Raw genomic sequence first — 26,124 nt, forward strand, 5'->3', positions numbered from 1 at the left:
TCAGGGGCGGTCGCGGAACGTGCGGCGGAGGTCCGTGGTCCAGGCCTCCGGGGTTTCCCACGGGATGAAGTGGCCGCCTTCCTCGTGGGCCGTGAGGTTCGTGTGGTTGTACCAGGACGCGCGGTCGCTGCCCAGCCAGTGCTGGACGCGTTCGGCGGGGGTCGTGACGCCCGGGGGGTTCTCGTGGGCGACGAAGGTGATGCCCGTCGGCGCCTCGACGGCCGGGTGGCGGTCGTGGGACGGGGCCCAGGGGTAGCGGTTGGCGTTGGCGTAGTAGCGGATCGACGTGCTGATGGTGTTGTTCACCCAGAAGATCATGGCGTGGGTGAGGAGTTCGTCCTTCGAGAAGACGGTCTCCACATCACCGCGACTGTCGCTCCAGGTGGTCCAGCGCTTCAGGATCCAGGCCAGCAGGCCGACGGGGGAGTCGGAGAGGCCGTACGCGAGGGTGCTCGGGTCGAGGAGGTGGGCCGAGAGGTGGACCGCGAAGCGGCGCTCCAGGGAGAGGAGTTGGCGGTGCGCGGCGGCCGGCAGGCCCGCCGGGAGCGGGTGGCCGCCGGTGATGTCCCAGGCGCGCTCGCCCGTGAACATGTCGAGCCGCTGGCCCGAGCCGATGTGGATCCCGTGGAGTTCGTCCGCGTACTTGTGGCCCAACTGGCCCGTGACGAGGGCGCCCACGTCGCAGCCGCCGGCCGCGTACTTCTCGTATCCCAGCGTGCGCGTCATCAGGGTGTGCCAGAGGTCGGCGACCTTGACGAAGTTCATGTCCGGGTCGTCCGGCAACGGCGCGGAGAAGCCGAAGCCCGGCAGGGACGGGACGATGACGTCGAACGCGTCCGCCGGGTCGCCGCCGTGGGCTGCCGGGTCGGCGAGCGGGCCGACGACCCGGGACCAGTGCCAGAACGTCCACGGCCAGCCGTGCGTGAGGATCAGCGGGGTGGGGGCGGGCCCGACGCCCGGCTTGCGCATGAAGTGGACCGGTACGCCGTCCACGTCCACCCGGTAGTGCTCGTACGCGTTGATCGCGGCCTCCGCCGCGCGCCAGTCGTACCGGTCGAGCCAGTACTCGGCGAGCTGCTGGAGGTAGCGGCGGCTGATGCCGTAGTACCCGTCGTCGTTGCCCACGTCGTCGGGCCATCTCGTCAGCCGCAGGCGGGCCTTGAGGTCGTCCAGCACGGCGTCCGGTACATGGATCGGCGTCGGCTCCAGGGGAAAGGCCGTCTGCGCTGTCATGGTTCCTTTCGGGGTGTCTGGGGTGGTGACGGGAGTGGCGGGAGTGGCGGGAATCGGGGGAGGAGGAGGGGGGAGGAGGAGGGGGGAGGAGAGGCGCGGTCAGCCGTCCTCCGCCATCAGCGCCGCCATCCGCGCCAGCGCGGGCAACGCCGCGGCGATGGCGAGCCGTTCGTCGGCGGTCAGCGCCTGGGCCAGTTCGGTGAACTGCCGTACCCGGTCCTGCTGCCGGTTCTCGATGACCCGCGCACCCGCCGGGGTCACCCCGACGAGTACCGCGCGGCCGTCCTCGGGGTCCGGGCGGCGCTCCACCAGTCCGTCGCGCTCCAGCCGGGTGACGAGTTGGGTGACGGCGGGCTGGGTGATCTGCTCGTTCGCGGTCAGCGCGGTCAGCCGCATCGGACCTTGGTGGGTCAGCGTGTGCAGGACCGACAGGGTCGTGAAGCTGTGCTTCTCGGTCGTCGGGAGCCGGATGGAGCCACGGGTGAACTGCCCCATCACCGTCGCGAGTTCGGCCGTGTCCAGGTGCTGCCGGCTCTTGGCTGCCATGAGCCCAACGTATCAGTGAGTTATTTAAATCGCTTATGTAAATGCTTGAGCCCATGGTTGGGTCCTGGGGCCCATGACGGGCACGCCGCCCGTCTCTACCGTCGCCGGTATGTCATCAACGGGGGGACGAGCGGGGGCACGGCTGCTGGGGCTGCGCCGGGCGCAGTCCGGGCAGTCGGCGATCGAGTATCTGGGGCTGCTCTGCGTCGTGTTCGCGATCGTCGGCGCCCTGATGGCGACCGGTATCGGTACGACGATCAGTGAGCGGATCGAGGCACAGGTGTGCCGGATCGGCATCGGCGGCGCAGGCGGTGGCGGTACCGACTGCGGCGGGCGCGGCGGGCGCGGCGCCCAAGCAGGAGGCCGCCACGACAAGGGCCTGCCCGGCAAAGGCCTGCCCGCCGACGACGGCGATCCGGACGCCGCCGACGCCGACGCGCCCACGTCCCCCACCCAACTCGACTACGCCGCCGCCCTCAAGAACCTCCAGGACGCTCGGACCACCGAGAAGTCCGACTCCGAGAAGGTCCTCGAAGCCGCCAAGGAACTCGCGAAGATCCTCGCCGACGAGCTGGGCATCACGGACGCACTCGACTGCATCACCAAGGGCGACATGGGCGCCTGCACGGCGACCCTGGTCAATGTGCTGCTCAGCCTCATCGGCGGCGCCGTCGGCAAACTCGCGGCGAAGTACGGGGCGCCCTGGAAGTGGAAGAAGGCCGTCGGTCTGGTCAAGGCGCTGAGGAAGCACGGCGGGGAGCTGTACGACGCCCTCAAGACCCTGCTGAAGAACCGAAAGAAGGTCGGCGAGGCGGAGAAGCGGCTCGCGGCGGCCAAGCGGAAGCTGGAAGCCGAACAGAAGGCACGCGGCGCGGGGAAGCCCGGCGGCAAACCGGGGGAGAAGCCCGGCGAGAAGCCGCCCACCTGCGCGGTCAGCCACAGCTTCCCGCCCGGCACCCCCGTCCTGCTCGGCGACGGCCGGCGCGTCGCCATCGAAGCCGTACGCACGGGCGACCGCGTCGAGGCCACCGATCCGCTCACCGGACGTACCGCGGCGAGACGCGTGACGCGTACGTTCACCACGCACGACGACAAGGACTTCACCCGGCTCACGGTGCGTACCCCCGCCGGGACCGCCGTCGTCACCGCGACCGACACCCATCCCTTCTGGCTCGCCGGCCGGCAGCGCTGGGCGGACGCCGGCGACATCGTGCCCGGTGCCGCGCTCCGCACCGAGCGGGGCAGGCCGCTGACCGTCCTCGCCGTACGCCGCTACGAGCGGGTCCGTACGACGTACGACCTGGAGGTCGAGGGAGCGCACACCTACTACGTGGGGGTCGGCGCCGCCACCGCGCTCGTCCACAACGTCGACTGCGAATGGCCCGTGGCCGACGACGTACCGGGCCCCGCCGCCGGGAAGGTCCTCAAGCGGCCGAACAAGCGGCACACCGTCAAGGGGTCGGTCGGCGCGGAGGTGAAGGAGGCCAACACCGTCATCCTCGACGGGATGCAGCAGCAGGTGGACGACGACATCAAGGCGATAGCCCAGGGCAAGGCCAGACTCGACGCGGACGGGAACACCTACCACGTCAACGGGCGGACGTACGAGGTGAAGGCCAACGGCACCGTCTTCCCGAAGAGCGGCCCCGGACTCGTCAAACTGGACCGTGTCGAGTACTCGGCGCTCCAACTGCTGGCGAAGGGCGACGCGAAGTCCCTGAAGCAGCTGCAGATGGATCCGAAGTTCAAGGCCAATCCGCAGGCCGTCGAGAAGGCCCGAGCCATCGTCGAGGGAACGTACAAGTGATCTGCAACTTTCTGGTCAGCCGTCGCATGGAGCCGGCCGAGCTGATCGCCGGACTCGCGGACGCCGCCCAGGTGCCCGCCGGGCAGGTGGACGTCTGCCATGAGGACGGCGACATGGATCACCGGGACTGGGGGGCTCCCGTCCTCTGCACGTACCACTGCCTGCGCGGTGACGTGGCCATGAGCCTCGACATCCAGGTGCGCTCGGCGGCGGGGACGGCCGGTGCGCCGGGGACGGAGGCGGAGCTGGCGCTGGCCTTCGCCGTCCGCACCGGGACGGGGGTGCTCTACCCGGACGACCGGATCGACCCGGAGACGTACTGGCTGGCCGACCGGACGGGGACGGTGACCCGCGCCCGGCTGCTGGCCACGGACGAGGAGCGGCCCGTGTACCGGGTCGACGCCGTGGAGTCCGCGGTCTCCGCCTTTCCCGGCGCCGAGGTGACACCGCTCGCCGAGATCCTGCGCTCGCAGCCCGTCCCCACACCGGTCGCCGACGCGCTCGGCTCGGACAGCCCGGCCGCCGTGTCCCTCCACATCTGGGAGCGGCTCGGGCAGCGGATGCGCGGCGACTGGGCCCCGTCCGGGCGGTACCTGCCCGAGCTGTACGCGCAGGACCTGGCCGCGCGCGACGCGTTCGAGAAGCAGGTCGCCGAAGTCGGCCGCGAGGAGCGGACGTTGCTGCTGCACGCGGTCGCCGAGCTGGACGGCATCTTCCGCGCGCACACGGTCGACGACGCGGGAGCGGCGGCAGCCCTGCCCTCGGCAGGACCGCACGGCGACGGGTGGTGGTGGCGGCGCGTCCCCCGGTCGCTGCCGTGGCCGACGGTGAAGTGACTGCCGGGCGTGATTGGGTCCGTGGGCCCATGCGGTGGGCCGCGTCGTTCCGTTAGCGTGCGGTGCACGGGCTGTGCCCTGAAGTGCCGAGGCGAGATGGGGACTTGATGAGGACGCGCGCCGCAGGCACCTGCCCGCTCCGGAGCATCGCCCTGGCGGTGGCGGCCGGATCGCTGTTGCTGGGGTGTACGGCCGGTACGTCGGACGGGGCGTCGGAGCGGACCGCCACCAGCGAGGCATCGGCGTCGTCCACCGCTCCCGTCCTGGTACCTCCGGCGTCGCCGCGCCCGACCGTCCCGCCCGGCGTCGGCGCAGGCAGCGGGAAGGTGCTCTCCCAGGGCGAGTTGGACCGCGCGGTGCTCGCCGGCGGCGATGTGCCCGGCTTCGACGTCGGACCGATGGACCCGCCGCCCGCCCAGGGCGAACGGGCGGCCACGGCCGCGTGTGCGCCGCTCACGGCCGTCATCAACGGCAAGCCCGAGCCGGTCGGCAAGGCCGTCTCGTACCGGCAGATCACCGGCGCGGCCAACGGCGTGCCCGCCGTGTCGGAGTTCCTGACCGCACACGGCCCGCGGGACGCGGGCGCGCTGCTCAGCCGGTTGCGTACGGCCGTCACCGCCTGTGCCAGGGGCTTCAGGGCGACGGGTGGCGACAGCCCTTCGACCTATACGGCCGTGCGGGACCTGACCGCTCCCCAGGCCGGTGACGAGTCGCTGAAGTACCAGGTGACGGGGGACTTCGAGGGCGATCCGGTGCCGCTCGTGTTCCACGTCGTACGGGTCGGCGGCACGGTGGCCACCTTCTACACCGCCAACCTCGAAGGTGCCTCGACCCCCGACCTGCCGCGGGCGCTGGTCGCCGCGCAGGTCGCCAAGCTCAGGTAGGCGGGGTTACGTGGCCACGTCCGCGTCCATCGTCACCTGTTCGCCGGGGCGCAGTCCCCAGCCCGCCATCGCGCCCGCCTTCGCCTCCAGCACATGGCGGGCCCGGAGGCGCGGGCGCGGCAGCCGGCCCGGTTTCAGCGTATGGACATGAAGGACCGTCAGATGCCGGTCCAGATAGGCCACATCGATGGGGAAGCCCATGCGGAACGTGTGCACACTGCTGCACGGGGTGATCAGCATCGCGCCCTCGACACCGGTACGCCCCAGCAGCCCGCGCCGCCGGGCCCGGTACGACGCGGCGATCTCCAGGGGCACGGTGTCCCCGCCGACGACCGACAACGTCCCTTTGCCGTCACGCCATTTGCCCACTTTGCCCATGACGGTAGACCGTAGCGCCCCCGGTGCCCCCGGGGCATGACCCAGGAGCCCTCGACGCGCGCAAGTGGGCCCCAGGACCCATGACCGGGCGCGGTGGCGGCCGTTAGGGTCGGCCCTGTGTACGCCGCGCTGATCGTCCTCGCCGCCGCCTGGGGCGCCGCCACCGGGCTGCTGCTGCCGCGCGCCGCGTACCGGCTCTCGGTCGAGCCCGAGGACCCGTGGCGCGACAGCTGCCCCGCCGGGCACCCGATCACCGGGGTCGCGCGCGGCTGGCTGGGCGGGGCGGGATGCGCCACATGCGTGGCGGCCGGGATCCCCCCGACCGGTGCGGCCGGCACGGGCGGCGACGCGGCGACCCCCGCCCCCGCCCCGGCACCGGACAGCCCCGCGACCGGACCCGCCCCCGACGCCGGATCAACTACCGATGCCGGACCCGCTACCGACGCCGGTGCCTTCGGCGCCGACCGTGGCGCCGGACCCCAGTTCCCCGCCGCCCGGGTCGCGTACGCGCCGTCCGTGCTCGTCCCCGTCGTCACCGCCCTCGTCTGCGGCGCGCTGGCCGCCGCCACCGGGCCGCGCCCCGAGCTGGTCGTCTGGCTGCTCCTCGCGCCCTTCGGCGTGCTGCTGGCGCTCGTCGACAGCAACGTCCACCGCCTTCCCGACCAGTTGACCCTGTCGCTCGCCGCAGCGGCCCCCGTCCTGCTGCTCTTCGCCGATCTGCGGCCCGGCGCCGACGGGGCGTGGTCGACGGCGGTGCTCGGCGGGTTCGTCCTCGGCTTCTGCTATCTCGTGCTGTTCCTGATCAACCCCAGCGGTATGGGCTTCGGCGACGTCAAGCTCGCGCTCTCGCTCGGTGTCGCCCTCGGCTGGTACGGCTGGGAGGTGCTGTTCTTCGGCGCCTTCGCCGGCTTCCTGCTCGGCTCGCTCTACGGGGCGGGGCTGATCCTGCTGCGCAAGGCGGGACGGAAGTCCGCGATTCCGTTCGGCCCTTTCATGATCGGCGGGACCCTGCTGGGGCTGCTGGCGGGCGCCCTCCAGTAGCGGCCTCCAGCAGCGCCGCTCAGCGACAACGTCCGGCAACGACCTCCGATAAAGAGTTCGCCGTCCCCGAACCACCCCTGGGAGACTCGCGCCATGCACGGCACCCGTACCTTCGAAGAACTGATCGCCGAGGCCGAAGCGGTCTCCGTGGACGGCTGGGACTTCTCCTGGCTCGACGGCCGCGCCACCGAGGAGCGCCCGCCGTGGGGGTACGCCGGTGCCATGGCCGAGCGGATGGCGCGGGCAGGCGCCGCGCTGGACATCCAGACCGGTGGCGGTGAAGTGCTCGCCTCCGTAGCGCGGTTGCCACGGCTGACGGTCGCCACCGAGTCCTGGCCGCCGAACGTCGCCCGCGCCACCGCCCTGCTGCACCCGCGGGGCGTGGCGGTCGTCGCCGACCCTGACGAGCCGCCGCTGCCGTTCGCCGACGCCGCCTTCGACCTGGTCGTGAGCCGGCATCCGGTGAAGGCGTGGTGGGACGAGATCGCGCGGGTGCTGGCCCCCGGGGGTACGTACTTCTCCCAGGAGGTCGGCCCGGCCAGCGTGTTCGAGCTGGTCGAGTACTTCCTGGGGCCGATGCCGCAGGAGGTACGGTCCGGCCGCGACCCCGAGCGGGCCCGCAAGACGGCGGAGGCGGCCGGCCTCGATGTCGTCGACCTGCGGACGGCCGAGCTGCGCACCGAGTTCTTCGACGTCGGGGCCGTCGTCTACTTCCTGCGCAAGGTGATCTGGATGGTGCCCGGCTTCACCGTCGGCCAGTACCGGGACCGGCTGCTGGAGCTGCACCACCGGATCGAGGCCGAAGGCCCCTTCGTGGCGACGACGACCCGCTTCCTGATCGAAGCGGTCAAGCCCGGCCGCCCCGGCCGCCCCGGCCGCCCCGGCTGACCGGCGGCACGCCGTGCCGCAGCCGTGCGGAACCTCGTCGCGGATCGCGTCGTCAACGCGACGCCCCGGGCGCCATCGCTCCTGTGGGTTACCAAAATAACTGGCGAGTTCTCGCCACATCGGACCGCCGAATCGCGTCGGAGCCCAGTATTCCGGGGCACAGGCGGCATCCGAGCGCTTCCGGAGCGTCACGGCATCGCGCCATGGCACCCAGGACCACTTACAAAGGGTTATGGTGGAAACCCCCCCTCGGGCCGGTCCGTAACCCCCCCCCACGGACCGGCCCGTTTTTTCTTGCCCGGGCCCGCGAGCCGGACTCAAGCCCGAGCGGGGCTCAAGCCCGAGCCGGACTCGAAGCCGGCCGAGACGGTCAGCTCCGCCCGGCCCAGATGTTCGTCCCCTCCGTGTCCACCGCGAAGGTGTCGATCTCCCGCAGCTCGTCGGCCGACAGCGGCTCGGCGCCCAGCGCCGCCACGTTCTGCTCCAGCTGCGCCACGCTGGACGCGCCGATCAGCGCCGACGTCATCCGCGGATCCCGCAGCACCCAGTTCAGCGCGAGCTGCGCCAGCGACTGGCCGCGCCGCTGCGCGATGTCGTTCAGCCCGTTCAGCCGGCGCACCACCTCGTCCGAAAGCAGCCCGGGGTCAAGGGACTTGCCCTGGGTGGCCCGCGAGCCCTCCGGGATGCCGTCGAGGTACTTGTTCGTCAGCAGCCCCTGGGCCAGCGGCACGAAGGAGATGCAGCCCATCCCGGCCGCCTCCAGCGTGTCCAGCAGCCGGTCGTCCTCGATCCAGCGGTTGATCATCGAGTACGACGGCTGGTGGATCAGCGCGGGCACCCCCAGGTCCTGCAGGATCCTGGCCGCCTCCGCGCTCTGCTCCGCCCGGTACGAGGAGATGCCCACGTACAGCGCCTTGCCCTGCTGTACGGCGGAGGCCAGCGCCCCCATCGTCTCCTCCAGCGGGGTGTCCGGGTCGGGGCGGTGCGAGTAGAAGATGTCGACGTAGTCGAGGCCCGTCCGCTTCAGGGACGCGTCGAGCGACGCCAGCAGGTACTTACGGGATCCCCATTCCCCGTACGGTCCCGGCGTCATCCGGTAGCCCGCCTTGGACGAGATGATCAACTCGTCCCGGTACGGGGCGAAGTCCTGCGCGAAGATCTTGCCGAAGTTCAGCTCGGCGGAGCCGGCCGGCGGGCCGTAGTTGTTCGCCAGGTCGAAGTGCGTGACGCCCAGATCGAAGGCGCGGCGAAGAATGGCGCGTTGTGTGTCAAGGGCGTGGTCGTCGCCGAAGTTGTGCCAGAGGCCGAGGGAGACGGCGGGCAGCTTCAGACCGCTGCGCCCGCTCCTGCGGTACTCCATCGAGTCGTACCGGTCGTCAGCTGCGAGGTAATGGGGAGAATCAGTCACGCTTCCTTCCTTATCACGGACTTGTGACACTCCGGGTTGGGCTCCTGCCGCGACCGAGCAGTAGTGTGACGGCTTCGGGTCGACCAGGTCTGGTCAGGTCCCGGGCCGCAGCTGTCCCCAGGACCGGCCCGCCACGGAACCCCCGCACAGAATCGAGAGGTGGACTCACGTGAATCTGCGCGACCTGGTGTACGGGCTCTACGCACGCCGGGTGGAGGGCCGCCTCGACCACGCCCAGGTGCCCAAGCACATCGGCGTCATCCTCGACGGCAACCGGCGCTGGGCCAAGGCGTCCGGCGGCACGGCCGAGCAGGGGCACAAGGCCGGCGCCAGCAAGATCCTGGAGCTGCTCGGCTGGTGCTCGGAGACCAATGTCGAGGTCGTCACCCTCTGGATGCTCTCCACGGACAACTTCGACCGGCCCGAGCGGGAGCTGATCCCGCTGCTCGGCATCATCGAGGACGCCGTGCACGACATCGCGGCCGACGGCCGCTGGCGGGTGCACCACGTCGGCACCCTCGACCTGCTGCCCGCCCACACGCAGAACGTCCTCAAGGAAGCCGAGCAGGATACCGTCGGTAACAAGGGGATACTCGTCAATGTCGCCGTCGGCTACGGCGGCCGTCAGGAGATCGCCGACGCGGTCCGCTCCCTGCTGATGGAGCACGCGGGCAAGGGCACCTCCCTGGAGGACCTCTCCGAGATCGTCGACACCGACCTGATCTCCTCGCACCTCTACACGCGCGGCCAGCCCGACCCCGACCTCGTCATCCGGACCAGTGGCGAGCAGCGTCTGTCCGGCTTCATGCTCTGGCAGAGCGCCCATTCGGAGTATTACTTCTGTGAAGTCTTCTGGCCGGCCTTCCGGAAAGTCGATTTTCTGCGCGCCCTGCGTGACTACGCGGCGCGCCATCGCCGCTACGGCGCCTGAATCGGGCCTTGTGCCGTAAGGCATCCGGGCCCTTCCCCGCGGATCTCGCCCCGGCGGGAGCGGTCCGCCCGCGTCCTCTTCACCCACGATTCACCCGGTGTCCGTCATATGCCATGGCATGGCGGCGCGTGTTCGAGGGAATACCCCCTTCAGGTCGGCGTCCGAAAAGTTCTGTCAGCAATGCCAGGCGGGCGCCGCATCTCAGTGGACGGCATGGGGCCGTCCACCCGGGAGGCCCTTTGCACCAGGACGACCGTACGGTGAAACGTACGGGCGACGTGGAGGGCCGGAGCTCGGCCCGCGCATGGGAGCCGCAGCCCGGTCCACCCGCCCGCGACGCCGTCGCACCCCGACCTCATCCGAGGGGGTACGTCCTTCCGTGGTGACCAGCACAAAGCGCCGCATGCCTGACAGGCGCACCTACGTTCTCGACACCAGCGTCCTGCTGGCCGATCCGAACGCCATGTCCCGCTTCGAGGAGCACGAAGTTGTGCTCCCCATCGTGGTGATCACGGAGTTGGAGGCCAAGAGGTCCCATCCCGAACTCGGCTATTTCGCCAGGCAGGCCCTGCGCCGGCTCGACGACTTCCGAATCCGGTACGGACGCCTCGACGCCCCGCTCCCGCTCGGCGACCTCGGCGGCACGCTCCGTGTCGAGCTCAACCACTCCGATCCCGGCGTTCTGCCCGCCGGCTTCCGATTGGGGGACAACGACTCACGGATTCTCGCGGTAGCGCGCAATCTGCAGGCCGAGGGGTACGACGTCACGGTCGTCTCCAAGGACCTGCCGCTGCGCATCAAGGCGTCATCGGTCGGGCTGCTCGCCGAGGAGTACCGCGCCGAGCTCGCCATCACCGACTCGGGCTGGACGGGGATGAGCGAGCTGTCGCTCTCCGCCGAACAGATCGATCTCCTCTATACAGAGGAGACGCTGTTCGTGCCCGAGGTGAGCGAGCTGCCCGTGCACACCGGCCTCGTGCTCCAGTCGGACCGGGGCAAGGCGCTCGGGCGGGTGACGGCCGAGGGGAATGTCCGGCTCGTGCGGGGCGACCGGGAGGCCTTCGGGATCCACGGCCGCAGCGCCGAGCAGCGCATCGCCCTCGACCTGCTGCTCGACCCGGACATCGGCATCGTCTCGATGGGCGGCCGGGCGGGCACCGGAAAGTCGGCGCTGGCCCTCTGCGCCGGCCTGGAGGCCGTCCTGGAGCGCAGACAGCACCAGAAGGTGATGGTCTTCCGTCCCCTCTACGCGGTCGGCGGCCAGGAGCTGGGCTATCTGCCGGGCACCGAGGCCGAGAAGATGAGCCCCTGGGCGCAGGCGGTCTTCGACACGCTCTCCGCCGTCGCCGGGCGCGACATCATCGAGGAGGTGCTGGGGCGCGGCATGCTCGAAGTGCTGCCGCTCACGCACATCCGCGGCCGGTCCCTGCATGACGCGTTCGTCATCGTGGACGAGGCCCAGTCGCTGGAGCGGAACGTCCTGCTGACGGTCCTCTCCCGGATCGGGGCCAACTCCCGGGTGGTGCTCACGCACGACGTGGCGCAGCGCGACAACCTCAGGGTCGGGCGGTACGACGGGATCGTCGCCGTCGTGGAGAAGCTGAAGGGCCATCCGCTCTTCGCCCATGTCACGCTCAACCGCTCCGAGCGTTCGCCGATCGCCGCGCTCGTGACCGAAATGCTGGAGGAAGGTCAGATCTGACCCATATGCAGCAGTTGGCGCCGCCCGGCAAAGCTTGAGAGCTTAGCCGGGCGGCGCCGCGCTGCGCGGAGATTTCCGCGAAACACTTGAGGCAAACGAGGTGTGAGCTTTCACACGCAACGAAGAATTGCCTTGCGGCGTCACCGTCCGGCAGAGTCTTGCTTCCGTCAGGCCCCGCATACGGCACTCACGCATCTTCAGGGATGCGGCTCCATACAACTCAACAACTGCCGCCGTATGCCGCCCGCGTACCAACGCGGCACTCCCCGCAGGGGATTGCCCACCGGGCCCGTGTCTCCAGTGACCCGGTTAGTACGGAGACCAGTGCCAGGGGCACGATCGCGTCCGCGAGGTCACCAAGCGGGCGATGCTGGAAGGACACCGTGTGAGCCGGATTTCGGTCCGGGGATTCGCCGTGGCGTCAGCCACCGCGGTCACCACCGTCGGCGCTGTCGTGGGAGTTGCCTCTGGCGACCCCCAGACCTCGAACAGCGACAATTTCGAGGCGACCGCTGCTGACACGACACTCCTCGCAGACATCCCCGTAGGCCAGCAGGCGCAGGTGCAGACCGCGTCGCTGACCCAGCAGGCCGACGCGCAGGCCGCTTCGGCCGACGCGGCGGCACAGAAGTCCGCCGAGGAGGCGGCCCGTATCCAGGCTGCCCACGACGCCAAGGCGAAGAAGGAAGCCGCCGAGGCGAAGAAGGCGAAGGAAGAGCAGGACCGCAAGGACGCGAAGGAGCGTGCGAGCCGTGACTCGGCGCGCGCCGACGCCTCCAGCTTCACGGTCCAGAGCTCCTACTCGGCCTCCGAGGTCCAGGCGATGGCACGGCAGATGATGCCGTCCGACCAGTTCCAGTGCTTCAGCAACATCGTCAGCCACGAGTCCGGCTGGAACTACACGGCGCAGAACGCGTCGTCCGGTGCCTACGGTCTCGTCCAGGCACTGCCCGGGTCGAAGATGGCCTCGGCGGGCGCCGACTGGCGGACCAACCCGGCCACGCAGATAAAGTGGGGCCTGGGTTACATGGACGGCCGCTACGGCAGCCCCTGCGGCGCCTGGTCGTTCTGGCAGGCCAACAGCTGGTACTAGAAGTCAGAGGCAGCGCCGGGCCCCGCTGGCCGCTCAACCTCACGAAGCCCCCCGCCGTCCCTACGGTGGGGGGCTTCGCACGTGTACGGTCAGGTCCGGACGGCTTCGGGGGGAGTGAGTGGGGAGAGATCCGGGGGGAAGAGGGAACATCATGTCAAGAGTGCCAGCGTGGCTCGGTCGGGTAGGCGCGGAACTGACCCAGATGGGGGAGCGCTTGGACCAGCGCAGGGCCGCCGCGGAAGCGGACGACCATCACGACGTTCCCGTGGTGGATCATCCGGCGGAGAGCGTCCCGCCACCGCCCACGTACGCCCCGGCCGTCGCCGCGAGACCCGAGCCGGTCGCCGCCATCCCCTGGGGTATCCGGGTCGCCGGTGAGGCGGCCTGGCGGCTGCTCGTCCTCGCCGGCACCGTATGGGTGCTGATGCGGATCATCAGCGCCGTACAGATCGTCGTCCTCGCCTTTGTCGCCGGGCTGTTGATCACGGCGCTGCTGCAACCCACCGTCGCCCGGCTGAAGCGCGCCGGGCTGCCGCGCGGCCTCGCGACCGCGCTGACCGCACTCCTCGGCTTCATCCTGATGGGGCTGGTCGGCTGGTTCGTGGTCTGGCAGGTCGTGGAGAACATCGACGACGTCTCCAACCGCGTCACCGACGGCATCAACGAACTCAAACGCTGGCTGCTCAACAGCCCGTTCCATGTCACCGAGGACCAGATCAACGATCTCGCGAAGAGTCTGAGCGACGCGATCGGCACCAACACCGAGGAGATCACCTCGGCGGGCATCCAGGGCGTGACGGTGATCGTCGAGCTGCTGACCGGGATGCTGCTGGCGTTCTTCTCGACGCTTTTCCTGCTCTACGACGGCCAGCGGATCTGGCAGTGGGCACTCAAGCTCGTCCCTGCGGCGGCCCGGCCGGGCGTCGCGGGCGCCGGGCCGCGTGCCTGGCGCACCCTCACCGCTTACGTACGCGGCACGGTCATAGTCGCGATGATCGACGCGATCTTCATCGGCGTCGGCATCTACTTCCTCGACGTGCCGCTCGCCGTGCCGCTGGCGGTCTTCATCTTCCTCGGCGCCTTCGTGCCGCTGGTCGGCGCCGTGGTCTCCGGTGCCCTGGCGGTGGTCGTCGCGCTGGTCACCGACGGGGTGTTCACGGCGCTGATGGTGCTGGCCATCGTGCTCGCCGTCCAGCAGATCGAGGGGCACATCCTGCAGCCCTTCATCCTGGGGCGCGCGGTACGGGTCCATCCGCTCGCCGTGGTCCTCTCCGTGGCGGCGGGCAGCCTCGTCGCCGGTATCGGCGGTGCTGTCGTCGCCGTGCCGCTGGTGGCCGTCACCAACACCGTCGTCGGCTATCTGCGCTCGTACAGCAGGGACCAGGCGCTGCGGACCCAGCCGCCGCCGCACGGCGCCACGGCCGCCGGCATCGCGCCGACCCCGGCGCCGGGTGCCTCCGTGCCCGCGGGGGCGCCGCCCGCCGAGCCGCCGGCTGACGACACAGAGCCGCGGGACCGGCCGGAATGATCTCCGAGCCGGAACTGGTGGGCGGGCAGGTCGTTCCGGCGCCCCGCAGAGACGACGACCCGCCGGGGGCCTGGCGGGCCGGCGCACCGGACCCTGCTGCCCCTGACGACCCTGAGGCCCCACCGGAGACGATCGCGGCCGACGGCCTGCCCCCGCACCGCAGGCCCTGGGTGTGGGGGCTCTGCGGGGCGCTCCTGGCCTCGGCGGGCTGGGCGGCCTGGATCCAGCTCGACCACGGCGCGGGACCCGATCTGCGCGGCTACCGGGTCAGCCGCAATCTCTGCCTGGACGCCGAACTGCCCGCGCTGTCGGCCGCGCTCGGCACCGAACGGCTGCCGAAGGCCGTGGTGGACGAGCGGGAGACCGTCGACCGGTCCTTCTGCATGGTCGAGTTGACGCCCGAGGGCAAGAACGGCCGGGAGGCGATCAGCGCGACCACCAAGCACGCCACCGTCGACATCAGTTACGTCCTGCACCGGAAGACCGACCCGGGGCCCGAGTTCGAGGCGATAGCCACCGGGCCCGCGTCCGCCATGGGCCCCACGTACACGGCGAAGCTCGTCCCCGATCTCGGCGAGCGCGCCTACGTGTTGCGGGACGCGGCTGGCAACTCGCTCCAGCTGATGGTCCTCGACGGCCAGGCGGTGATCACGGCCGAGGTCCAGGCGTTCACCGAGTTCGGTACGGGCCCTGGCGCCGGCAACCAGTACGTGCACGAACCACTCGAACCGGACGTGGTCGAGCCCGCACTGGTCGCCGACATCAGGGACTTGATGACGAAGCTCAGCAAGTGAGCGCCGGCTCAGCCCGGTTGGTCGTCCGCTTCCGCCTCTGACGGTTCCGGGGGTTCCGGCGGCCCCGAGGGCCGCGACGGCTCCGGCAGGGCCTTGGGCGGTCTGCCACGGCGCGGGATGGGCCCCGCGCCGCCCGGCAGCCGTCCGTGCTCGGCGAGCGCCCTGCGGAGCAGGAACTCGATCTGCGCGTTGGCGCTGCGCAGTTCGTCGCCCGCCCAGCGCGCCAGCGCCTCGTACACCGCCGGGTCCAGCCGCAGGAGCACCTGCTTGCGTTCGGTCACTGGTAGAGCGTGCCCGTGTTCACGACCGGCTGCGCGGCCCGGTCACCGCACAGCACGACCAGCAGGTTGGAGACCATCGCCGCCTTGCGCTCCGCGTCCAGCTCCACGATGTCCCGCTCGGTGAGCCGGGTGAGCGCGGCCTCGACCATGCCGACGGCGCCGTCCACGATCTGCCGCCTGGCCGCGACGATGGCGCCCGCCTGCTGGCGCTGGAGCATCGCAGAGGCGATCTCGGGCGCGTAGGCGAGGTGGGTGAAGCGGGACTCGACGATGTGCACACCGGCCGCCTCGACCCGGGCGAGCAGTTCGAGGGTGAGCTTCTCGGTGATCTCCTCGGAGCTGCCGCGCAGCGAAAGGCCGCCCTCGTCATGGGCGTCGTACGGGTACTCGATGGCGATGTGCCGCACGGCGGCCTCGGTCTGGGTGGAGACGAACTCCAGGAAGTCGTCCACCTCGAACGTCGCCATCGCCGTGTCCTCGACCTTCCAGACCAGCACGGCGGCCAGCTCGATCGGGTTGCCGTAGGCGTCGTTGACCTTCAGCACGGCCGTCTCGTGGTTCCGTACCCGGGTGGAGATCTTGCGGCGCGAGGTGAGCGGGTTGACCCAGCGCAGCCCGTCGGTGCGGATCGTGCCCCGGTAGCGGCCGAAGAGCTGGACGACGCGGGCCTCGCCCGGCGCGACCATGTTCAGCCCGATCATCGCGAAGACCGCGACGACGATCAGGACGACCCCGACGATGATCAGCGCCGCCTTGACGCCTGCGGAACCGAGCGAGGCGGCGACGACGGTCAGGGCGATACCGGCGGCGAGGCCGATCAGTCCGAGCAGCAGGGCGAGCCCGCCGCCGATGCTGTGGGCCGGGAATTCCCTGACGCGTGGTTTGGGCATCTCGGGCAGTTCGTCGTTCGGTGCGGTGCTGGTGGAAGCCATGTTCGTACCCCGTTCCGATGCCGGTCCGCCGTCCGGCGGGCCCCTATCATTCTGCTATCACATTACTGTGATTGGCAACCCTTCTGCGCTCTCGTGAGTCGGTTCCACTGGAATGGGTGCTGATTGTCACGCTTCAAACGTGCTATCAGCGGTCCGTCCGCATAGGGAGCAGTGTTAGCTTTCTGAGCTGATTCCGACCAGGCGACCCCGAGAGCGGAGCGAGAAACCGATGGGCCGAGCTGATGAACGACGGGCCCGGCAGCAAGGATCACGCCGGGCGAAGAAAGAGACCGGTGGCCGTATACGCCGGCTTTTCACCTGGAAGAAGATCCTCGGCACTTTCTTCGGACTCTGCCTGCTCGCGATGGGCGCTTTCTTCGTCGCGTATCTGCTCGTACCGGTCCCGGACGCCAATGCGCAGGCCGAGATGCAGAGCAACGTGTACAAGTACAGCGACGGCAAGGTGCTGACGCGTACCGGAAAGATCAACCGCGAGATCGTCGGGCTCGAACAGATCCCCAAGCCGGTCCAGCGTGACTTCGTCGCCGCCGAGAACAAGAGCTTCTACCAGGACTCCGGCGTCGACATCAAAGGCACGGCGCGCGGTCTGCTGAACACCCTCTCGGGCAAGGGCAAGCAGGGTGGTTCGACGATCACCCAGCAGTACGTCAAGAACTACTACCTGACCCAGGACCAGACGGTCACCCGCAAGCTCAAGGAGCTGGTGATCTCCCTGAAGGTGGACCGGCAGAAGGACAAGAACGAGATCCTCGCCGGATACATCAACACCAGCTATTACGGGCGCGGCGCCTACGGTATCCAGGCCGCCGCGCAGGCCTATTACGGCATCGACGCGGCCAAGCTGAACGTCTCGCAGGGCGCGTATCTCGCCGCCCTGCTCCAGGCGCCGAACCAGTACGACTGGGGCCAGGCGACGCCCACCGGCAAGCGGCTGGTCACCGAGCGCTGGAACTACGTCCTGGACAACATGGTCGGCCAGCACTGGCTCGACCCGTCGGAGCGCCAGGGCCTGAAGTTCCCCACGCCGCACGCGCCGAAGGCGGCGCCCGGCATGGAGGGCCAGACCGGCTATCTGGTCGAGGCGGCCAACAAGGAACTGGTACGCCAGGGCGTCAGCCAGGAGAAGATCGACGCGGGCGGCTGGACGATCACGCTCAACATCGACGAGAAGAAGCAGAAGGCCCTGCTCGCCTCGGTGAAGAAACAGCTTGAGGACCATCTCGACCGCAAGAAGAACAAGGTCGACGCGACGGTCCAGGCCGGCGCCACCTCCGTGGACACCAAGACCGGCCGGGTGGTCGCCATGTACGGCGGTGTGGGCGCCACCGAGCACTGGATCTCCAACGCGACCCGTGCGGACTACCAGCCGGCCTCGACCTTCAAGGCGGTTGTGCTCGCCTCCGCCCTGCAGAACGGCGCGGAGACGCAGGACGGCCAGCAGATCGGCATCGGCACGATCTACGACGGCACGAGCCAGCGGCCCGTCAAGGGCAGCGACACCCCCTTCGCACCGGAGAACGAGGACGACCGGAGCTACGGCAAGGTCGACGTGCAGAAGGCGATGGACGACTCCATCAACTCCGTCTTCGCGCAGATGGTCGTCGACGTCGGTCCTGCCGATGTGAAGAAGACCGCGCTCAGCCTCGGGATGCCCGACGGCGACGGCTTCCCCGAGCGGCCGGCGATAGCGCTCGGCACGATGGGCGCCTCCACCTGGGACATGGCGGGTGTGTACGCGACGCTCGACAACCACGGCAAGCAGGTCACGCCGTCGATCGTGAAGTCGGCGGAGCACAAGGACTCGAAGGTCGACCTGCCGGACCCGATCGGCAAGCAGGTGCTCACCCGGGAGACCGCCGACACCGTGACCAAGGTCCTGCAAGGGGTCGTCAGCAACGGCTCGGGGTCGGTCGTGAACACGGACGCCTACCACGCGGCGGGCAAGACCGGTACGTCGGAGAACAACAAGTCCGCCTGGTTCGTGGGCTACACACCGCAGATCACCACGGCGGTCGCGCTGTTCGGCGAGTCGCCCAAGGACGGCGGCGGCCAGGTCACCCTGACCGGTACGGCCAACTCGGGCCGCGCCAACGGTGGTGGCTTCCCCGCCAAGATCTGGGCCGACTACACGCTGGCCGCGCTGAACGGCGGCTCGGACGTGGACTTCGACCTGGAGGCCCAGAAGGTCGTACGCGAGGAGCCTTCCGAGTCCCCGTCGACGTCGGCACCGGAGGAGTCGCCGAGCGAGAAGCCGTCCGAGACGCCTTCGGAGGAGGCGCCCTCGCCGAGCATCACCCCGCCCAGCGACTCCCCGAGCGAGTCGGCGTCCGAGGACCCGCAGGAGGACCCGTCCGAGACGGAGTCCACGGATCCGGACGACCCCGGCGATCCCGGTGAGGGCGCGTCGTCGAACGAAGAGGAAGAGGGCCGCCAGCCGGTCAGGCCCAACCTGCTGGGCGGCAACGAGCAGCAGCGGTAGCTGCCGCCGCACGTGAGCGGGGCCCCGGTGGACGCCTGAGGCGTTCACCGGGGCCCCGCTCGTTCGGCTGCGGTCAGCCGCCGTTGACCTTGGCGGCGATCCGGTCACCGACGCCCTTGTCGATGTTGCGCCAGTACTGCAGCGCCCGGTCCAGGACCGGCCGGGAGACGCCCTGGAGCAGGTGTCCCGACACGTTGGAGACGAGCCGGTCGCGCTGGGCGTCGTCCAGCACGGTACGGACCTGGGTGCCCGCCTGGCCCCAGTCGTCGTCCTCGCGGCGCAGCTTGTACGCCTCGCGCACCATCTCGCCCGCCGACGCCCAGCCCGCCGGGTCGCCGAAGCGCTGGAAGTCGGCCGCGGGCCCGCCGTAGGAGTTCGGCGCGTACGGCACGGCGGCGTTCGACGCGGTGTACCGCATCGGTCCGTCCTTCGAGTACGAGTTCACCCCGGAGTGCGGCCGGTTCGGCGGCAGCTGGGTGTAGTTCGGCCCGATCCGGTACCGGTGCGTGTCCGGGTACGAGAAGAGCCGGCCGAGCAGCATCTTGTCCGGCGACGGGCCGATGCCCGGCACCATGTTCGACGGCTCGAACGCGGACTGCTCGATGTGGACGAAGAAGTTGTCCGGGTTCTGGTTCAGGGTCATCCGGCCGACGTCGATCAGCGGGTAGTCGCCGTGCGGCCACACCTTCGTCAGGTCGAACGGGTTGAACCGGTAGTCCGGCGCGTCCTCGAACGGCATGACCTGGACCTTCAGGCTCCAGGTCGGCGCGTTGCCCGACTCGATCGACTCGTACAGGTCACGCCGGTGGTGGTCGGCGTCGGAGCCGGCCATCTCGTCGGCGTCCGCCTGGGTCAGGTAGTCGATGCCCTGGTCGGTCTTGAAGTGGTACTTGACCCAGAACCGCTCGCCGCCCGCGTTCACCCACATGTAGGTGTGCGAGCTGTAGCCGTTCATGTGGCGGAACGACTTCGGGATGCCCCGGTCGCCCATCAGCCAGGTCACCTGGTGCGCCGACTCGGGCGACAGCGTCCAGAAGTCCCACTGCATGTCGTTGTTGCGCAGCCCGGTTGCGGGGTGGCGCTTCTGGCTGCTGATGAAGTCCTGGAACTTGATGGGGTCGCGTACGAAGAAGACCGGCGTGTTGTTGCCGACCATGTCGTAGTTGCCGTGTTCCGTGTAGAACTTCAGCGCGAAGCCACGCGGGTCGCGCCAGGTGTCGGGCGAACCCTGCTCACCTGCGACCGTCGAGAAGCGGGCCAGCATCTCGGTGCGCCGGCCCGGCTGGAAGAGGTCAGCCTTGGTGAACTGGCTGACGTCGTTCGTCACTTCGAACACGCCGTACGCGCCGGCTCCCTTGGCGTGGACCACTCGCTCGGGGACCCGTTCACGGTTGAACTGGGCCATCTTCTCGATGAGGTAGTGGTCCTGCAGCAGGATCGGTCCGTCGGAGCTGACGGTGAGCGAATGCTCGTCGCTCTCCACCGGGATTCCGACGTTGTTGGTCGTGTACGGCGGCACTGTGGGGGATGACTCGGTCACAAGCGGCCTCCTGTCGAAAGAAGGCCCGGGGGTCCGGGGACTGCCCCGGGTATGGCAGCGGGTACGGAACCCGCCTGCCCCAGTGAACCCCTACGACACCCCTTCGGCAACACTTGGATTTGGTCCAACCCTGGGACCGGTAGAAATCAGGCAGGCGTCGCGATCTCGAACCAGACCACCTTGCCGGTGGAAAGCCGGGTGGCGCCCCAGCGCCGCGCCAACCGGTTGACCAGGAACAATCCCCGGCCGCCCTCGTCCGTGTCCCGTGCGCGCCGCTGCCTCGGCAGCTGCGGCGAGTCGTCGCCGACCTCGCACCGCACCACGTCGGTACGCAGCAGCCGCAGCGTCACGGGCCGCTCGGCGTACCGTACGGCGTTGGTCACAACCTCACTGATCAGCAGCTCCACCGAGTCGCTGATCTCCTCCAGGTCCCAGGCCGCGATGGCCTGTCTGGCCAGCCGTCTGGCCTTGCGCGGCGCCTCGTCCCCGGGCTCCAGGTCCCAGAAGGCGACGTCGCTCGGCGCGATCCCGTCGAAGCGGGCGGCGAGCAGCGCGATGTCGTCGTCCCGGTCACCAGGGCCGAGCACGTCCAGCACGTCGTCGCACAGCGCCTCCAGCGGCGGCGCGTGGTCCGAACCGGTGATCTGGGCCGTCGCCGCCAGCCGCTCGCGCAGCTGTTCGATACCGGTCCAGACGTCACGCAGCCGCGACTCCACGAGGCCGTCCGTGTAGAGCAGCAGCGTCGCCCCGGCGGGCGCGTCCAGCTCGACCGCCTCGAAGTCGACCCCGCCGACGCCGATCGGCGCGCCCGGCGGCACCTTGAGCACTTCGGCCCGGCCGCCGAGATGGAGCAGTATGGGCGGCGGATGGCCGGCGTTGGCGATGGTGATCCGGTGCGCGACCGGGTCGTACACCGCGTAGACGCAGGTCGCCATGCGGTCCGTACCGAGCCGCTGCGCCTGCTCGTCCAGATGGTGCAGCACCTCCTGCGGCGGCAGGTCGAGGCCCGCGAGGGTCTGTGCCGTCGTGCGGAGCTGGCCCATGATCGCGGCCGAGGTCATCGAATGGCCCATGACGTCGCCGACGACCAGGGCCACCCGGCTGCCCGGCAGCGGGATCGCGTCGTACCAGTCGCCGCCGACCCGGGCCGTCTCGGCGGCCGGCAGATAGCGGGAGGCGAGCCGTACGCCGGTCGGCTGGGGCAGGTTCTCGGGCAGCATCGTGCGCTGCAGCTCGTCGGCGATGTACGCCTCGCGCCCGTACAGCACCGCCTTGTCGATGCCGAGCGCCGTGTGCGTCGCCAGCTGGGCCGCGACCAGCAGGTCGTTCGGCTCGAAGGGCGCGCGGTCGCTCCTGCGCAGGAAGACGGCGGCGCCGATGACCCGCCGTCTGCCGCGCAGCGGAGCGAGGATCGCACGGTGCCCGCTCGGGACGATCCGGCCGGCGCCGAGCAGTTCCGGCAGCGCCACCCGGGCGGCGGCGGAGTCGCCGAAGACGGGGCGCACCCCGCGCAGCACCTCGTTGAGCGCGCCGCCGTTCAGCACCTCGCACAGCTCGGCCGCCGGCATCACGTCGGACTGCGCGTCGAGGATCTGCGCGGGTCCGTCCGGCAGTTGCGGTACGAGCCCGATCGCCGCCTCGGTGTCCTCGTCGGACAGCCGCAGCCGGTCCGTGCGCCGCAGCCGCAGCACGAACGGCGCGACGGGCCGCTCGTCGCCGACGGGCAGCGGGTCGCGCAGATAGACGAGTATCGCGTCGGAGAACGTGGGGACCGTCGCCCTGCACAGCCCGAGCACGATCTCGTCCAGGTCTATGCCGCGGGCGATACGCCGGGTCGCCGCGCCCACGAACCGCAGCCGGTCACCCTCGCGGCGCGCCGTGACCGCGGGGTCGGCGGCCACGGGCCCTGCCGGACCCGGGACGGTGCCGGCCGCCGCCTCCTGGCGCGGCCGGGTACGTTCCTGCGGCCGGGCAACCAGGGGCTGCCGGCCTTCGTGGGAGGTGGGATGCTCCGTCACGCGTGGGATTCCGTCCGTCCGGGCCGGTGATGCGCTGCGATCGTCGCTTCGGCTGGGGCAGGGTGGCGGCCTTCGCGCACGGCTCCACCTACCCCCTCGTGGTGACTTGCTTACGGTTGACTTTAGGTCAGGTCGTGCGCGGCGCTCCTCCGTTGGCCAGGTGAGACCCTGCGGAGGACGATCCTACGGTTGGACCCGGTGGGCACAGCAAGGGTCTCACGGCCCCGATCGCTGTGACCCGGTGATCCAGAGCCCGGTCCTGAGCCCGTCGCGGAGCCCGTTCCCGGGCCCGCTCTCGGGCCGCGCCTGCCCGCCGCGCCCGGCCGGCCCGCGCGGCGGTGCGCGGACCGGCCCGTACGCCCGGTCATCCGGCCGCCACCTCGGACCGCGCCGGCATCCGGTCCCAGTCGTCCGGCAGGCCCGGCACCGGCCACCGCGGGTCGGGCCGCCACTGCTCCCAGCCGTCGGCGAACGGCGCCGACCAGGCCGAGATCGTCTCGATCGCCGCCCGGCCCGCCGCCCTGACCCGGCGCGCCTGCTCCCGGTCCATCAGCCCGTCCTGCTGCGCCTGCGCGAACTCGTCCTCGTCCCGCCAGCGCCAGCTGCGGTCCTCGTAGACGTCGATGTCGAGGAAGTGGTCCTCCGAGTCGATACCGCCCGACCAGCGGGTGCGCGGGCTTTCGAGGTTCACGTACCAGCTCTGGAAGCGCCAGCCCGTGCTCCACCACACCCACACCGACCACGGCTCGCCGGGACGGGCCAGCTTCAGCACCCCCATGCCGTACCACTCGTCGCGCACCACCGTGCGCGGCGCCGTGTAGCGGGTGGCGAGCGGTTCGAGATGGACGGGCCTGCCGTCGGCGAGAGCCGGGCGTACGCACTCGGTGCCGGGGGCGAGCCACACGGCGAGCAGGTCGTCCGTGTCCCGGACGACCGTGACGGGACGGCAGATGTGTATGCGATCGCCACCGTTCTCGCGGTAGCGCCACAGGATCTGCGTGCCGGGCGGCCATTTCCGCCCTTCCGTCTCCGTCATGCACAGATCCTAGAGGTGAGGCTCACTCAGCGCTGCGGTGCGCGTCACCCATTCACGGCCGCGTCATCCTCAGCACGTCCAGCGCCTCGTCCAACTGCTCCAGCGTGAGATCGCCGCGCTCGACGTATCCCGAGGCCAGCACCACCTCGCGGATGGTCTTCTCCTCGGCGAGCGACTTCTTGGCGACCTTCGCCGCCTCCTCGTACCCGATGTACTTGTTCAGGGGTGTCACGACGGACGGGGACGACTCGGCGTACGCGCGCGCCCGCTCCACGTTCGCGGTGATCCCGTCGACCGTCCGGTCCGCGAGCAGCCGGCTCACATTGGCCAGCAGCCGCACGGACTCCAGCAGGTTCTTGGCGATCACCGGAAGCATCACGTTCAGCTCGAAGTTCCCCGCCGCGCCCGCGGCGGCGACCGTCGCGTCGTTCCCCGTGACCTGCGCCGCCACCATCACCACGGCCTCGGGGATCACCGGGTTGACCTTGCCCGGCATGATCGAGGAGCCGGGCTGGAGGTCGGGGAGCGTGATCTCGGCGAGGCCGGTGCGCGGGCCCGACGCCATCCAGCGCAGATCGTTCGCGATCTTCGTCAGCGAGACACCGAGCGTGCGGAGCTGGCCCGAGGTCTCCACGAGCCCGTCGCGCGCGCCCTGCGCCTCGAAGTGGTTGCGGGCCTCCGTCAGCGGCAGCCCGGTCGTCCGGGCCACCTCCTCGATCACGGCCGCCGAGAACCCGGCCGGCGTGTTGATGCCGGTGCCCACCGCCGTGCCGCCCAGCGGCAGCTCCGCGAGGCGCGGCAGCGAGGCGGTCAGCCGCTCCACCGCGTACCGGATCTGCGCCGCGTAGCCGCCGAACTCCTGGCCGAGTGTGACGGGCGTCGCGTCCATGAGGTGCGTCCGGCCCGACTTCACGACCTCGGAGAATTCGTCCGCCTTCCGCTCCAGGGACTGCGCCAGATGGTCCAGCGCCGGCATCAGCTCGCCGGTGACGGCCGCCGTCGCCGCGATATGGATGCTGGAGGGGAAGACATCGTTGGAGCTCTGCGACGCGTTGACGTGGTCGTTGGGGTGGACGTCCCTGCCGAGCCGTTCGGTGGCCAGCGTGGCCAGCACCTCGTTGGTGTTCATGTTGGACGACGTGCCCGACCCCGTCTGGAAGACGTCCACGGGGAAGTGCTCGTCCCAGCGGCCCGCCGCGACCTCGGCCGCCGCTTCCTGGATCGCCCCCGCGATGTCCTTGTCGATCACCCCGAGGTCGGCGTTGACCTTGGCCGCAGCTGCCTTGATCCGCGCCAGGGCCTCGATGTGCGCCCGTTCCAGGTGCTGGCCCGAGATCGGGAAGTTCTCCACGGCGCGCTGGGTCTGGGCGCGCCATTTGGCCGCCGCCGGCACCCGCACCTCACCCATGGAGTCGTGCTCGGTCCGGTAACCGCCCTGGGCAGGGTTCGGGCTCCCGCCGCGCGGGCTCTCGTCGTTCGTCATCGTCGGTCGTACCTCCTACGGGCAACAGCATCCTGGTCATGGGATGTGTTCCCCGTGGCGGCCCGGCCACCTCGGAGCGATGGCGCGGTATACCCCCGTGGCACCGCGACACCCTCCGACATTCGCGACCGAGCGCCGCCCACTCATCGTGGCTGACCGGCAGCTCTGCGGGACACCGGCACAGGACGTACAAATGTAATCTGCATGATTGTGAAGGACGATCAATCCACCCCATGGGCATGCGATTGCCGCGAATCGTCCCAGGGCCGGCCGTGCGAAACGGCGCTGGCCGTGTACCGGCACGGCCTGGAGGCGGGGCGCGTCCGGCGCGACGAGGTGCCGGGCTGTCTGCACGCGCTGGGACTCGTCGTGGACGACGGCGAATCGGCCGAGTTCCTGAGCCTCATCCCGCCCGGGGCCGCCGCGCTCACCGCGCTCGGCCCGGTCGAGGAGGAGATCGCCGAACGGCACAGCAGACTGCGTTCCCTGCGGTCGGCGCTCGCGGTCTTCGAGGGGCTCTACGACGACAAGCACCGGCTGGACCCGCCGGTGCTCACCAGGATCGTCGGTCTCTCCGTCATCAACGCGGCGATCGACACCGCCGTGGCCGACTGCCGGGACGAGATCCTCACCATCCAGCCGGGCGGCGCACGGCCCGCCGTCGCGCTGGCCGACGGACTCGCGCGCTCCAGGGACCTGCTGGCGCGCGGGGTGCGCCAGCGGACCATCTACCAGCACACGGTGCGCTCGCACGGGCCGACGCTCTCGTACATCGAGGAGGTGACGGCGGCGGGCGCGGAGGTCAGGACGATCGCCGACGTCTTCGACCGGATGCTGATATTCGACCGCGAGGTGGCGTTCATCCCGTCGGACGAGGTGTCGACGGCGAGCACCGCCGTACGGGTCCAGCACCCGGCCCTGATCCGCTTCCTGCTGAACCACTTCAACAGCTCGTGGGCCAGGGCGGTTCCGGTACGTCCCGCGGTCGGGTCGCCGCGTACGCCCGTCATCACCTCGGACCTCCAGCGGACCATCCTGCTGGCCGTCGTCAACGGCGAGACGGACGCGTCGATCGCGCGCCGGATCGGGATGAGCAGGCGCAGCGTCGCGGAGCACATGCGGAAGGTCTCGGAGCAGCTCGGCAGTAACAGCCGGGCCCAACTCGGCTTTCTGCTGGCGACTTCGGGGCTGCTGGAGGCGCCGCTCGACGGGACGGACGACAGCCCGCTCGACAGCGCCTGAACGGGCGGCTGTCGAGCGGGCTG

General features: G+C 70.3%; 22 protein-coding genes. 12 read left to right on the top strand and 10 right to left on the bottom strand.

What is annotated here, in order from left to right; all coding sequences use genetic code 11:
- Together OHS57_RS24700 and OHS57_RS24705 are read right to left on the bottom strand one after the other, a co-directional pair.
- A complete protein-coding gene (locus OHS57_RS24700; RefSeq protein ID WP_328583379.1) occupies window positions 1-1,233 on the bottom strand; it encodes an epoxide hydrolase family protein in 1,233 nt (410 codons plus the stop codon).
- A 99-nt stretch (window positions 1,234-1,332) separates the two neighbouring features.
- Complete coding sequence (locus OHS57_RS24705) at window positions 1,333-1,779, bottom strand: MarR family winged helix-turn-helix transcriptional regulator (RefSeq protein ID WP_328583380.1); 447 nt, start codon at window positions 1,777-1,779, stop codon at window positions 1,333-1,335.
- 109 nt (window positions 1,780-1,888) lie between these two features.
- On the opposite strand from OHS57_RS24705, the gene OHS57_RS24710 reads away from it, so the two are divergent.
- The 3 genes from OHS57_RS24710 to OHS57_RS24720 all read left to right on the top strand — a co-directional run bounded on the left by OHS57_RS24710 (window position 1,889) and on the right by OHS57_RS24720 (window position 5,306).
- Entirely contained in the window at window positions 1,889-3,586 is a 1,698-nt protein-coding gene (locus tag OHS57_RS24710) for a polymorphic toxin-type HINT domain-containing protein (protein ID WP_328583381.1), read from the top strand.
- Window positions 3,583-4,422 carry a hypothetical protein gene (locus OHS57_RS24715; RefSeq protein ID WP_328583382.1) on the top strand — a complete coding sequence of 280 codons (840 nt, stop codon included), beginning with the start codon at window positions 3,583-3,585 and terminating at the stop codon, window positions 4,420-4,422. Before OHS57_RS24710 ends, OHS57_RS24715 begins: the two co-directional genes overlap by 4 nt.
- A gap of 107 nt (window positions 4,423-4,529) precedes the next feature.
- Window positions 4,530-5,306 carry a hypothetical protein gene (locus OHS57_RS24720; RefSeq protein WP_328583383.1) on the top strand — a complete coding sequence of 259 codons (777 nt, stop codon included), beginning with the start codon at window positions 4,530-4,532 and terminating at the stop codon, window positions 5,304-5,306.
- A 6-nt stretch (window positions 5,307-5,312) separates the two neighbouring features.
- Here OHS57_RS24720 and OHS57_RS24725 read toward each other — a convergent pair whose 3' ends face one another.
- Entirely contained in the window at window positions 5,313-5,684 is a 372-nt protein-coding gene (locus OHS57_RS24725; RefSeq protein WP_328583384.1) for a DUF192 domain-containing protein, read from the bottom strand.
- Between the two features lie 117 nt (window positions 5,685-5,801).
- Here OHS57_RS24725 and OHS57_RS24730 point away from each other — a divergent pair, with 117 nt between their 5' ends.
- Both OHS57_RS24730 and OHS57_RS24735 read left to right on the top strand, forming a co-directional pair.
- Window positions 5,802-6,725, top strand: coding sequence for a prepilin peptidase (locus tag OHS57_RS24730; RefSeq protein WP_328583385.1), 924 nt, complete (start codon window positions 5,802-5,804; stop codon window positions 6,723-6,725).
- Between the two features lie 93 nt (window positions 6,726-6,818).
- Window positions 6,819-7,613, top strand: a complete 795-nt coding sequence (locus OHS57_RS24735; RefSeq protein WP_041985039.1) for a class I SAM-dependent methyltransferase — start codon at window positions 6,819-6,821, stop codon at window positions 7,611-7,613.
- 370 nt (window positions 7,614-7,983) lie between these two features.
- Here OHS57_RS24735 and mgrA read toward each other — a convergent pair whose 3' ends face one another.
- Window positions 7,984-9,021: an L-glyceraldehyde 3-phosphate reductase gene (gene mgrA / locus OHS57_RS24740; RefSeq protein WP_328583386.1), complete on the bottom strand. Its 1,038-nt coding sequence runs from the start codon at window positions 9,019-9,021 to the stop codon at window positions 7,984-7,986.
- A 169-nt stretch (window positions 9,022-9,190) separates the two neighbouring features.
- Here mgrA and OHS57_RS24745 point away from each other — a divergent pair, with 169 nt between their 5' ends.
- The 5 genes from OHS57_RS24745 to OHS57_RS24765 all read left to right on the top strand — a co-directional run bounded on the left by OHS57_RS24745 (window position 9,191) and on the right by OHS57_RS24765 (window position 15,069).
- Window positions 9,191-9,952: an isoprenyl transferase gene (locus tag OHS57_RS24745; protein ID WP_041985036.1), complete on the top strand. Its 762-nt coding sequence runs from the start codon at window positions 9,191-9,193 to the stop codon at window positions 9,950-9,952.
- A gap of 379 nt (window positions 9,953-10,331) precedes the next feature.
- On the top strand, window positions 10,332-11,654 hold the full coding sequence (locus OHS57_RS24750; RefSeq protein ID WP_041985033.1) for a PhoH family protein: 1,323 nt from the start codon (window positions 10,332-10,334) through the stop codon (window positions 11,652-11,654).
- Between the two features lie 385 nt (window positions 11,655-12,039).
- Window positions 12,040-12,747 carry a lytic transglycosylase domain-containing protein gene (locus OHS57_RS24755; protein ID WP_041985030.1) on the top strand — a complete coding sequence of 236 codons (708 nt, stop codon included), beginning with the start codon at window positions 12,040-12,042 and terminating at the stop codon, window positions 12,745-12,747.
- 151 nt (window positions 12,748-12,898) lie between these two features.
- On the top strand, window positions 12,899-14,275 hold the full coding sequence (locus OHS57_RS24760) for an AI-2E family transporter (protein WP_328583387.1): 1,377 nt from the start codon (window positions 12,899-12,901) through the stop codon (window positions 14,273-14,275).
- A complete protein-coding gene (locus tag OHS57_RS24765) occupies window positions 14,272-15,069 on the top strand; it encodes a hypothetical protein (RefSeq protein ID WP_328583388.1) in 798 nt (265 codons plus the stop codon). The genes OHS57_RS24760 and OHS57_RS24765 overlap by 4 nt, the downstream gene beginning before the upstream one ends.
- Window positions 15,070-15,077: 8 nt before the next feature.
- Here the strand turns inward: OHS57_RS24765 and OHS57_RS24770 are convergent, their stop codons facing one another.
- A complete protein-coding gene (locus tag OHS57_RS24770; protein ID WP_328583389.1) occupies window positions 15,078-15,350 on the bottom strand; it encodes a hypothetical protein in 273 nt (90 codons plus the stop codon).
- Complete coding sequence (locus OHS57_RS24775; protein ID WP_041985020.1) at window positions 15,347-16,282, bottom strand: SPFH domain-containing protein; 936 nt, start codon at window positions 16,280-16,282, stop codon at window positions 15,347-15,349. Before OHS57_RS24775 ends, OHS57_RS24770 begins: the two co-directional genes overlap by 4 nt.
- A gap of 229 nt (window positions 16,283-16,511) precedes the next feature.
- Here OHS57_RS24775 and OHS57_RS24780 point away from each other — a divergent pair, with 229 nt between their 5' ends.
- Window positions 16,512-18,782, top strand: coding sequence for a transglycosylase domain-containing protein (locus tag OHS57_RS24780; RefSeq protein WP_328583390.1), 2,271 nt, complete (start codon window positions 16,512-16,514; stop codon window positions 18,780-18,782).
- Window positions 18,783-18,855: 73 nt separating this feature from the next.
- On the opposite strand, the gene OHS57_RS24785 is transcribed toward OHS57_RS24780, so the two are convergent.
- The 4 genes from OHS57_RS24785 to OHS57_RS24800 form a co-directional block, all read right to left on the bottom strand.
- Window positions 18,856-20,322 (bottom strand): catalase, encoded by a 1,467-nt coding sequence (locus OHS57_RS24785; protein ID WP_041985013.1) that lies wholly within the window; start codon window positions 20,320-20,322, stop codon window positions 18,856-18,858.
- A 146-nt stretch (window positions 20,323-20,468) separates the two neighbouring features.
- The gene (locus OHS57_RS24790) at window positions 20,469-22,340 is read right to left on the bottom strand and encodes a SpoIIE family protein phosphatase (RefSeq protein ID WP_041985010.1); all 1,872 of its coding nucleotides are present in this window, start codon (window positions 22,338-22,340) and stop codon (window positions 20,469-20,471) included.
- A gap of 364 nt (window positions 22,341-22,704) precedes the next feature.
- Window positions 22,705-23,376 carry a cytidylyl-2-hydroxypropylphosphonate hydrolase gene (gene fomD / locus OHS57_RS24795; protein ID WP_328583391.1) on the bottom strand — a complete coding sequence of 224 codons (672 nt, stop codon included), beginning with the start codon at window positions 23,374-23,376 and terminating at the stop codon, window positions 22,705-22,707.
- 52 nt (window positions 23,377-23,428) lie between these two features.
- Entirely contained in the window at window positions 23,429-24,859 is a 1,431-nt protein-coding gene (locus tag OHS57_RS24800; protein WP_328583392.1) for a class II fumarate hydratase, read from the bottom strand.
- A 291-nt stretch (window positions 24,860-25,150) separates the two neighbouring features.
- On the opposite strand from OHS57_RS24800, the gene OHS57_RS24805 reads away from it, so the two are divergent.
- Window positions 25,151-26,101 (top strand): LuxR C-terminal-related transcriptional regulator, encoded by a 951-nt coding sequence (locus tag OHS57_RS24805; protein WP_241778476.1) that lies wholly within the window; start codon window positions 25,151-25,153, stop codon window positions 26,099-26,101.
- Window positions 26,102-26,124 lie beyond the last annotated feature (23 nt).

The organism is Streptomyces sp. NBC_00370 (assembly GCF_036084755.1).
Lineage (GTDB): Bacteria > Actinomycetota > Actinomycetes > Streptomycetales > Streptomycetaceae > Streptomyces.